The sequence below is a fragment of the Variovorax sp. P4_D9 genome (assembly GCF_056401695.1).
Genome location: NZ_JBFUIU010000354.1, coordinates 1 through 9,215 on the forward strand (window position 1 = coordinate 1; position 9,215 = coordinate 9,215).

At 62.4% G+C, this 9,215-nt stretch carries 8 protein-coding genes; all 8 read right to left on the minus strand.

Annotated features, from left to right (window positions below; all coding sequences use genetic code 11):
- On the minus strand, positions 1 to 332 hold a 332-nt coding region (locus AC1DY5_RS30555; protein WP_478117565.1), incomplete at its 3' end, for a hypothetical protein.
- Between the two features lie 113 nt (positions 333 to 445).
- On the minus strand, positions 446 to 1,342 hold the full coding sequence (locus AC1DY5_RS30560; RefSeq protein WP_478117567.1) for a peptidyl-prolyl cis-trans isomerase: 897 nt from the start codon (positions 1,340 to 1,342) through the stop codon (positions 446 to 448).
- Entirely contained in the window at positions 1,339 to 3,561 is a 2,223-nt protein-coding gene (locus AC1DY5_RS30565) for a DUF3604 domain-containing protein (RefSeq protein WP_478117569.1), read from the minus strand. The genes AC1DY5_RS30560 and AC1DY5_RS30565 overlap by 4 nt, the downstream gene beginning before the upstream one ends.
- Before the next feature lie 171 nt (positions 3,562 to 3,732).
- Positions 3,733 to 4,491 carry a porin family protein gene (locus AC1DY5_RS30570; protein WP_478117570.1) on the minus strand — a complete coding sequence of 253 codons (759 nt, stop codon included), beginning with the start codon at positions 4,489 to 4,491 and terminating at the stop codon, positions 3,733 to 3,735.
- Between the two features lie 144 nt (positions 4,492 to 4,635).
- Positions 4,636 to 5,163: a hypothetical protein gene (locus tag AC1DY5_RS30575; RefSeq protein WP_478117572.1), complete on the minus strand. Its 528-nt coding sequence runs from the start codon at positions 5,161 to 5,163 to the stop codon at positions 4,636 to 4,638.
- Positions 5,164 to 5,180: 17 nt separating this feature from the next.
- Positions 5,181 to 5,975: a DUF2092 domain-containing protein gene (locus tag AC1DY5_RS30580; protein WP_478117574.1), complete on the minus strand. Its 795-nt coding sequence runs from the start codon at positions 5,973 to 5,975 to the stop codon at positions 5,181 to 5,183.
- Positions 5,976 to 6,325: 350 nt separating this feature from the next.
- Entirely contained in the window at positions 6,326 to 7,198 is an 873-nt protein-coding gene (locus AC1DY5_RS30585) for a DUF2092 domain-containing protein (protein WP_478117575.1), read from the minus strand.
- A 177-nt stretch (positions 7,199 to 7,375) separates the two neighbouring features.
- The gene (locus AC1DY5_RS30590; RefSeq protein ID WP_478117576.1) at positions 7,376 to 8,812 is read right to left on the minus strand and encodes a patatin-like phospholipase family protein; all 1,437 of its coding nucleotides are present in this window, start codon (positions 8,810 to 8,812) and stop codon (positions 7,376 to 7,378) included.
- Positions 8,813 to 9,215 lie beyond the last annotated feature (403 nt).

Here is a 9,215-nt window from a genome sequence, read left to right on the forward strand (position 1 = left end):
CCTCGCCCCTGTGCGGCGCGCACCTCCAGCCACGGTTGTGACGGGTGGACGAGGCTGGTCGAGCTTTGACCGTCGCGAAGTTGAACGCGCGCCAGCACGTCCGCGATCGTGGCCTGAAGCCCGACGATCTCGATGCGCTTGCCAGGCAGGCCGCCGGGGACTTCGATCAAGCGTCGTTCGAGCAAGGAGTCCGGAAGCCTTCGCACGGTGGGCTCGATGATGTTGCGGGTGCCCTCTGCGAAGCGCAACTCAACCGGTAGCGGCATCCCCGAGAACACCGGCGTGCGCCACAGCACCTCGTAGTGCCCGGTGCCAATTTCGTTGATCTCCAAGTAGGCGGGACGCGAATCGTGCGCCCATGCGACGCCCAGGCGACACAGGAGCAGAAACGCAAGACCGAATCTCAGCCATACCACCATGCCCCGCGGCCGCGTCCACTTGCGAATCACGGCGACCTTCCGACAGACGCCGGCAACCTCACCTCGTAGCGCGCGCGCATGGCCTCGAATCTCTTGCGCTTCGATTCGGCGCGCTGCTCGCCGAGCCATTCAGCCTTCACGTCTGCCTCTATTTGCTCGAAGGTGGGCACGTGTGCGGGCGCTATCGATTCGACGAACACGAGATGCCAGCCCAGTCCCGACTCGACGGGCCCTTGCCAGGCACCCGGTTTGAGGCGGAACAGTGCCTCCGCGAATATGGTGCCGAATACGCTTGCCACTTGCTCGGGCTCGCGGTCTGCGTAGTAGTCCTGAAGCATGAAGCGGTCCCCCGCCGTGCTGACGCTGGGCCCATCCGCAGGCACGCCTTCGAGCTGCGCGAGCGCAGCCGCCGCCGCGGCTCGTGCGTCTGGGCCGCGCAGATCCGGCGAGAAGTACAGGTGCCGAAAGCCCACGCGGCCCGGCAGCGCAAACCGCTCCGGCCGGCCCTCGAACCATGCCTTGAGTTCCGCGGCTCCTGGATCGCGAACGCCGGAAATGTCTTCGGCGAGAAACTCCATCTTCTGCGCAAGGCGCCGGCGCACGATGGCATCGCCCTGGTCAAGGCCGAGTGCCAACGCCTCTCGAGCGAGGACCTCTTCCCGGATCTTGGCTTCAATCAGCGAATGCATCTCCGCCGACGTGGGCGGTCGCCGCCATTGCGCAGTCCACACCAGCACCATCTGGTGCAGGTCATCTTCGGTCAGCTCGATGCGGTTCGGGCGCACAGGATCTCCGGCCTGAGGGTGGAGTGCACCGTAGAGAGCGAAAAGCCCAAAGCCAACCAACAGGAAGTGCAGCAGCGGTTCGCGCAACCACCGCTTCAGTCGCGACAGCGAAGGGTTGTTGCGCCCCGGCTCGCTCATCGCTTCAAGGGCTCCACTTCGTAGTTAGCGAAACCGAATTCATTGCTGCGCGACGCTATGTACTGCTCGCCCAACTTGTAGACGACCACCTCAAACGGCGTCCCGCCGATGTTCGTCGTGAGGCGTCCGCCGCTGATGGTGTAGGCCGCCGGCGAGCCCAAATCGCCGCTGTGCATGACGTCGCCAACCTCACCCGCGAGCGGCTGCTTTCCGTCGATGCTCGTGATCAGCCGGCGACCGTTCGCGCCGTAAAGCATCTCGAAGCGCTGGCCGGTCACGAGGTTACGCACGGCCACGCTTTTGCCCACGATGAGTTCCTTCAATGCTGCGTCGTCGAGCGCGATCGCACCCTTCTGTTTCAGGTCGGCCGCCGCCAGACCACCCGGCTTTGCACTCTTCGCATCCTCGGCGGTCGGCGTGAACCAGATGGGCGACGACCATGCGCGCTCCTGCACAGTCACAGGCACGCCGCGAGGCGGAGCCACGCCTAGGGTCTTGGCGTCGTAAGTTGTCCAGCGCGGCGTCGGAATCTGCAACACCCGCGCGTAGTAGAAGGCATGCAGGCTCGGATCAAAGTCTGGGTCTGTCCACACCGTCTTCAGCTCGACGGCGCCGATGGTGTTCGTGTAAGAAGCGTTCTCGACGTTCACCGTATCGCCCACAGCCGCCACCCTGCCGGTGGTCGGGTCGCGCTTGCGACTGCCCGACCAGGCGACGTCATAGATTTTTTCGAAGGTCTGCCCGCTGCGGGTCCAACCTTTGACGATCTGGATGCGATCGAGGTTGCCGTCGTCAGGGTCCTTCAAAGCCTGGACGATGAACGATGGCGCCTTGGCCGCAGGTGCAGGCAAGTCGCCACCCATGGGCACGCCCCGCGCGTAGCCGACGGCGGCCCAGTCCTTCTGCTTGAACACATCGGGCTTGAAATCCCAGCCTCCGAACATGCGCAGCTTGATGCGCACGCCGCTCGTGCCGAAGGTCTCCTTGCGCTGCATGGCATTGAACAGCGCTTCGCGCGTATTTGCCTCCGCCCAGACGCCCGCCAAGCCCGAGGTGGAAAATCGATCGGAAGTCATTCCCGCGGTCTCATGTCCACCCAGGCGGGCCTTCGGCGTGGCATCCATCAGGCCGTGACCGCCAAAGAAGTTGTTTTCCGTGTAAGGCGCTGCTGTGCTATGGGTATCGCTCGCACCGACTATGCCGAACTTGTAGGGGTTGTAGCCGCTCGTCGCCTGCATTGCCAAGCCGTTCTCGTATGCCTCGCGAATGTAGCTGCCGTGGATCTTCGGCACGCGGTCGGCTCCGCCCAGCAAGTAGGAAAGTATTTCGTGACCCGCAAATTCATCGTTCGGCGACAGGCTCGGGTGTGTCTCCGAAGCGCCCTTGAGTTGCTGGATCTCAGACAGCATTTCGTTGCGCATCCTTGTGTCCGCCCATGCGGCGTCGATGGGGCGCCCTTTGCCGTCCACGTCCACGGGAAACATGGCGCCATCAGACAGGTTCGCGTTGTGCGAGATCGCAAGGACCTCGTTGCCAGCCCTGCGCTGGCCGTCCATCCATGTCCAAAGATCCTCGGGATGGTCCGAATCGATCGCGGTGAAAGGCAACTCGGGCACCTTCTTGGAGTCTTTGAAGAACACATTGCGATGCAAGTTCCGGTTGTCTGGCGTCGAAGACCACTCGTACGCAACGAAGGTGGTGAACTTGCCGGGCTGGTTGTACTTGTCCGCGATCCTCGCCATGTCCTTCCACACCGTGCCGGCCACCTCGGGGCTCGTGAGCTCCTTGATCGGCTCAGTAATGAGGGACTGGGCTAGAAAAAGGTAGACCCGCTGCACGTCCGCCGGGCCGCCCACTTTCAGCTTCTCCGCGATAGGTAGTTTGCTGATGGATGAGCCTGGCGTGTTCGCCTGAATGATCGCCCCCATGTACTCCGAATGGTCGGTGACCCCCTGGAAGTCAAGCGGCCGCTTGAGCTTGACCATGTTGCCGCCCGGATGCTTGATGGGCTGTCCGAGGGCAAATTTGTAAGCTTCCTCAGGCCCAGCAAACGTATTGCCAAACACAAACGCGTCGAAGGACCAACTCGTATGAACATGCGTCTGGCCGAAGTACACGTCGCGATTGGGATTTGTGCGCTGGGCATGCGCCAGATCGGAGCCAAGATTCCACAGTCCGACACTGAAAAGGACCACGCTGACGACATGAAGCTTTTTCATGGTGCGAACTCCACTCGTTGGCTCGGTTGACCCGATCAGTCTCTGCAACGTCAGACTGCGGGCTTCAAGCGATGACCGTACGCTCTCATCCCTCACTCCACATTTTGCGCCGAAGTGGCTCTGTGCGACAACGCGGCAGCGGGCCGCGGCATTGCGTCGGCAAGGGCCTGTTCAGAATCGAAAGCCGACGCCCACGTACGGGCCACCCAAACTCGCCTTGCCCACCGGCACGTCCCCGCGGTCGAAGCTGAAATACCGATAGCCGAATTTCACCGTCGTCTCATCGGAGTAGCGATAGTTCGCACCGGCGATCAACTGCCAACTGAGGGTCGAGCCTCCGCCGACATCAAGATAGCCCAGCAGCGACCACTTGGCATCGATCGGATATTGCGCGCGTACGCCGACGATGCCCTCCCACTGGCCCTTGCTGGTACTGGGGCTGGGTCCTACAGGCGCGAAGACGGTGGTGACGCTCGCCTCCGTCTGGATGTAAACGTAGCGGGCACCGCCCAGGACATCGACCGAAGCCGGCCCATCCGCCAAGCGATAGAAGCCCGCGAGGGTCCAGATTTGCTGCTCATAGGTGATGTCGAGGTTTGCGAAAGGTGCGATCACCGGCGAACTGCTGGCGCTGAGCTTCACGTACTGGACGTCGATCAAGCCGCCCCACGGCCCTTTGCGCGCCTCGATGGTGCCCATGGCGGCGAAGTTCAGTGCCGAAGCGATGTCCGAGAAGGGGACGTCTAGCTTCTGCGTGCCAAACTGGCGCGTGTTGACGTCGGCGCGGAGTGCGGTGGCCCAGAAGTACGGCGTGATCTCGTWGTTCCAGATGTCCGCGGCACCTGTTGTTTGGGCCGCGGCTGGCAAGCATGCGAAGGCGCTCGCAAGCCCTAAAGACTTCGCAAGCGCCGGCCTCTTCAAAATGTTCATCCAGTCGCTCCGGCTACGCGACCGAAGCCGTGCACTCGACCCCGGGATGAAAGCCACATGCGCTATGCCGCGAAACGGAACAAGAAGATGGGGCAGGCGCCAAGGGCCGCGATGCCGCGCATCACCGGATCGCGAGACGGGGCCCTATGGTTGTTGCACAACGAAGACAAGGTCGTTGCCCTGGAACGCGCCGCGGTAGTAGACGCTGCCGCACTTGTGGTACTCAATGCCGTTCTTGGGGGCCGAAATGCATCCTGCGGGGAGAGCGGGCACGATGGTGCCGATGGCCGGCGCGCCAGTCGCCTGTGCCACGGAAGGAGTCGCCGGCCGGGCCGGCTGGGCCTTCTGCCCGGCCGCCGCATGTTGTTGCGCGGCTGCCGCTTGTTGTTGCGCGGTTGCAGACTGCTGCTGGGCGGTCGCGGCCTGCTGTTGGGCCGTCGCCTGCTGCTGCGAAGTAACTGCCGCCGCCGTCGTGGCGCTTCCCACCACCACGCGGCGTGTCGTGCGCCGTGCCACGCCGGCAGCGGAGGCAGGCGTGAGGGGCGCGCCAACGATGGCCTGCGCGTCCCGTGGAAAGCGCAGGCTAGACGGTGCTTCGGGCGACAGATCAACGAGCATCAGAAGAGGCAAGCAAATGCCGAGGCCGAGCCACTTTAATGGCCTGTAGTTCATGGTGGGCTCCTTCGCACTCACTTTGTACGGGGGGCGCCGGTACCAAAGGGCAAGAATTCGACCTTTTTCGCGCCCCTCGGAGCCGAAAAACTGAACTCGTTGGCGGTGAACCTGGGGTTGAGGTTCCACTTCGTGACCGTAACCTCGAACTGGGGCGCATTGACCACATCCCTCGATGTTATGACTAACTTCCGGGGCAGTGGCTGCTTGCCCTCCTGAATCCAGATTTGCCAGTCGACTTGGGGGGCCCTGAAGGCAAGATGGTCGCAACGCACGCCCTCCACCATGCTTTTGCCCACCACGAAGCCGGAGTTCACGTCCGTCATCAGGATCTCATACGCATTCTTGTCGATGAAGTCTCCCGCCGGGGCAACGATGTCGAGCTTTACCCGTGCGAACTCCAACGCTTCTTCCAGCGTGCCGGGCGCCGGGACGGTCGCAAAGTATTTGCCACCCGGGTTGTACAGAGTGAGCGTCTTGCCGTCGTAGTAAAAGACTTGGTCCACCAAGTCGCCGACGCGCTCGGCCCGCAGCCTGTTCGGCCGTTGAACCGACTGCCTTAGCGTATGGTCGAACTGAATCTTCTGACCCGAATCGAGCACGATCTCGAGCGTGCTGCGCGTCACCAGGCTGAATTGCTTCTGGCTTGCGAGGAAATCGGTCGATGCCCTGAGAAGCTTCTCGGCCTGCGGGTCGATGTCGGTGGGTTGTGCGACCGCCGATTCAGGCAGCGCTGCGGCCATTACCAACGCAAGGGCACCCGCGCCACCCGCGAGGAGTCGTGCAATTTGCCCTGTCGTCTTCGGTTTCATGGATCCTCCGCTGACGAGAAAATCATTAGCCCGATGGCCAGTCGGATGCCTTAGCCGAATTCAGCGTTCAGCGCACGCCAACTCTATTCACCGGTCCGCCCCGGTTCGCAGGAGCTGCCCCCACGCCAGGTGCTCCCACCCCGGCTCGAGGCGTGACGCCCACACCGGGTGCTCCCGCACCCACGGTGGAACGTCTGGCCACACCGGCATAGCTGACCGGCGTCGCCGGCGCACCGGCAATCGCATACGCGGGGGCCATCAAGCCCCCTTCGCCAACGCCAAGCCATCCGAGCGAAGCCAAACCAAGCGAAAGCATGAATTTGCGAGCGAAGTCGGTCATATAGATTTTCCTAGCGTGGGGCCCCGGACGGCAATTCGTCGAGTTCGCTCAGGTCGTTGGGATCGAGTTTTCGCGCCGTGGCCGGGGGACTGAATACAAATGCATTGGGCGCTGGGACAACATCGGTCTTCCAGCTTTTGACGCGAACCGTGTATTGCGGCGCGGCGTTCATGGTCTTGCTTGTGATCACCATCTTGCGAGGGAAAGGACGATCACCCGCCTCAACCCAGAGTTGCCAATCGGTGTCGAAATTGCGGAACGCGAGATGCTCGCACAGGCGCCCTTCGACCATTCCGTAGCCAATGCGCTTGGCATCGAGAACCCCGGCAATGAGGCCGTCATAGGAGTTCGACATGAGCAGGTCCGCACCGGGCAATGAGATGCCATGGCCATCGCGCAGGCCCGCAATCAGCTGGTCGACAGTGCCTGGCGCATCGAACTGCGCGTAGCCGTCGATGTTCTTGCCGTAAATCATTGCGGTCTTGCCGTTGAAGTACAGCGCCACGTCCGCGTGCCCTCCCACGCGGTGCGCTCGCAGCTTGTCAGGGCGTCTCAGCAACGCCTCGCCAGAATTGGTGAACTGGATTTTCTCCAACTCCGGCGTGATGACTTCGATGTCGCTGTCGAACGTGTACTCGATCGTCTCCAGTCGGCCCACATAGTCGGACATCGCCTTGAGTATCGATTTCGCGTCACCGACTTGTGCTTCGGAATGTGCTCCTGAGGCGCTCAGCACCGCGGCAAGGACAAGCATGCGCGCAACTGAGATGCAGTAGCGCCACTGCCATCTGATCGTTGCCAACGCTTGCGGACTCATACCCGATGGCCTTTCACTCGTGGCCAACTCCCACCGGAAAACGGCACCGTTGATTTTGGAGGCCACTTTCCACTCCCGCCATTCGGAAGCCTGGCGCAAGAGCCGATTTTCGCGACCCGCTTGTTCGTGAACACGCGTGGTGCTTTTGGCGATTTTGCGTCTTGTTCATGTTGTCACGATTCAGTACCCAAGGCAAGTCGGATCGGGTGCACCTCAAAAGCGTCGACTGAGGCTCTTCATGGGTCAGTGCGACGGCTCCTGCGAAGGGACGATTCGCGCGCCAATATCCTTCAGCAGCCGCTTGAATTCGGGTGAATCGAGAATGATCGTCCCCGCTGCGGCGCGGAGGCGATCGACCGCATCCGAGGGCAGCACGAAGCTTGTCGGCTGCTGATTGAGATAGGCGATCTCCGACTTGTCCTTCAGCGCGGGAAACGACACGTCGATTGCATAGATTTCTGCAGCCGGTACGCGGAGAGCCGCGTCCACCTTGGGATCCTTGTTGCCCGCAAAGGCGGCCGATTGGCCGAGCAGGCGCAACGTCGCCCAGCGTGCTGCGGTGTCGCGCAACAGTTCGGTCGTCTCGTAGGAAAACGCATCGATCGGCACGCCGGCAGACTTGAGCAGGATGCTCGCGGTGCCGGGGGGCGTCTCGGACCGGTCCCAATCAGTGGGTGGAGACGACAGTGAGTTGACGACGAACACGACAATTCTGCGCGCGCTGTCGAGCGGCGACGGCACGCCGGCACTCTGCAGCGCTTCGAGGACTTGCAACGCATCGAGCGCGGTACGCATACCCACGTTGTCCGACACGCCGCCGTCGACGAGGTGGAGATAGGGCCGTTCCTCGCTGTCGCCATAAACCAGCCCGGTCTTGAGCGACCTCACAACTCGTGCCTCGGGCCGCGGCGGATTGTCCTTGTCGAGGAACAGCTTTGCCCAGTCGGGCAGGGCCGCGTGGCACGTGCCGCCGTAGTTGTTGATTGTTACGGGTGAGAGCACAACCGGCACGGCCGAAGAGGCCGCAGCGGCGCGCGACAACGGCACTGGATCGAGGTCCGAGCAAATGACGTCGAAGATGCCTTGGTTGAAGACGAAGCGCGAACCAGTCGTGATATTGGTGGCGGACACCAGGATCAGCGGGCCCTTGCCACGCACGAGATCGCCATAGGTCGCATGGTCGAACAGGATTTCGTCGTACAGCTCGGCCGCGAGCTCGGAGCGACCCCAGCCCGTCGACCAGAGCCTTCCCCAATTCATTGGGCTCAAGAAGCGGGCGATGAGTTCGCCCTGCACATTGCGTTTCAGAAAGCGCTGCTCGTAGTCGGCAAACAGGCGCTCACCGTAGAGCCCGTAGGCAAGAGCCGTGAAGCTTCCGCCCGATACGCCGGTAATTACATCGACCTCGTCGAGCAGCCGCACACGCCTTCCGTCAATTCCCTCGATCTCGGTACGCCGCAGGAACTCGAGCGCGCCATATGAGAACGCGGCGGCCCGCGTGCCCCCTCCTGAGAAAGCAAGGACCACCAGGTTGTCCTTGTTCTTGACCTCCGCCTGGCGCACCTCCAGACGGTAGCCCGTATGTGGGTCGGTGTGCGTGATGCGCGGGTTGACCGGTCGACTGGCGCAGGCGCCCAGCAAGACCAAGAGCAGCGGGGAGAGGACGCGCAACAAGTTCATCGAATCCTCACGGGGGGTGGATGACTTTCGGCGCTCGGGGCGCTTGGCTCGCGCCATCGTAACGGGAATATCGCCAAGGAGACAGATCCCGCATCGGCGCGCGGCAGGGGCGCGAAGCGTCGGCGGGACGAACGTCGACGCCTTTCAGGTCTGCTTGACCCCATAAGTAGGCTGTCCACTGCGAATCGTGCTTCTTGCGGTGTCAAAAACCATCCGGATGCCACGCTCGCGAACTTCCGAAGAAACTTCAATGACATGGCTACGTCTGCTCGATGCTGGCAGCCTCAGGGTTCAGGCAAACGAGGTCAAGCTGCTGTCTGCAGCCAAACTCTCGTCCGGGCGTGCGCCGGCGAAGCCCCCGTTCACTCATGGCTAGGCAAAGCTTCGCTCTTGACCTCATACC

Excerpts from the sequence above, each read along its gene's own strand:
- AC1DY5_RS30560 (WP_478117567.1), bottom strand. The coding sequence starts at position 1,342 with ATGAGCGAGCCGGGGCGCAACAACCCTTCGCTGTCGCGACTGAAGCGG.
- AC1DY5_RS30565 (WP_478117569.1), bottom strand. The coding sequence starts at position 3,561 with ATGAAAAAGCTTCATGTCGTCAGCGTGGTCCTTTTCAGTGTCGGACTG.
- AC1DY5_RS30575 (WP_478117572.1), bottom strand. The coding sequence starts at position 5,163 with ATGAACTACAGGCCATTAAAGTGGCTCGGCCTCGGCATTTGCTTGCCT.
- AC1DY5_RS30580 (WP_478117574.1), bottom strand. The coding sequence starts at position 5,975 with ATGAAACCGAAGACGACAGGGCAAATTGCACGACTCCTCGCGGGTGGC.
- AC1DY5_RS30590 (WP_478117576.1), bottom strand. The coding sequence starts at position 8,812 with ATGAACTTGTTGCGCGTCCTCTCCCCGCTGCTCTTGGTCTTGCTGGGC.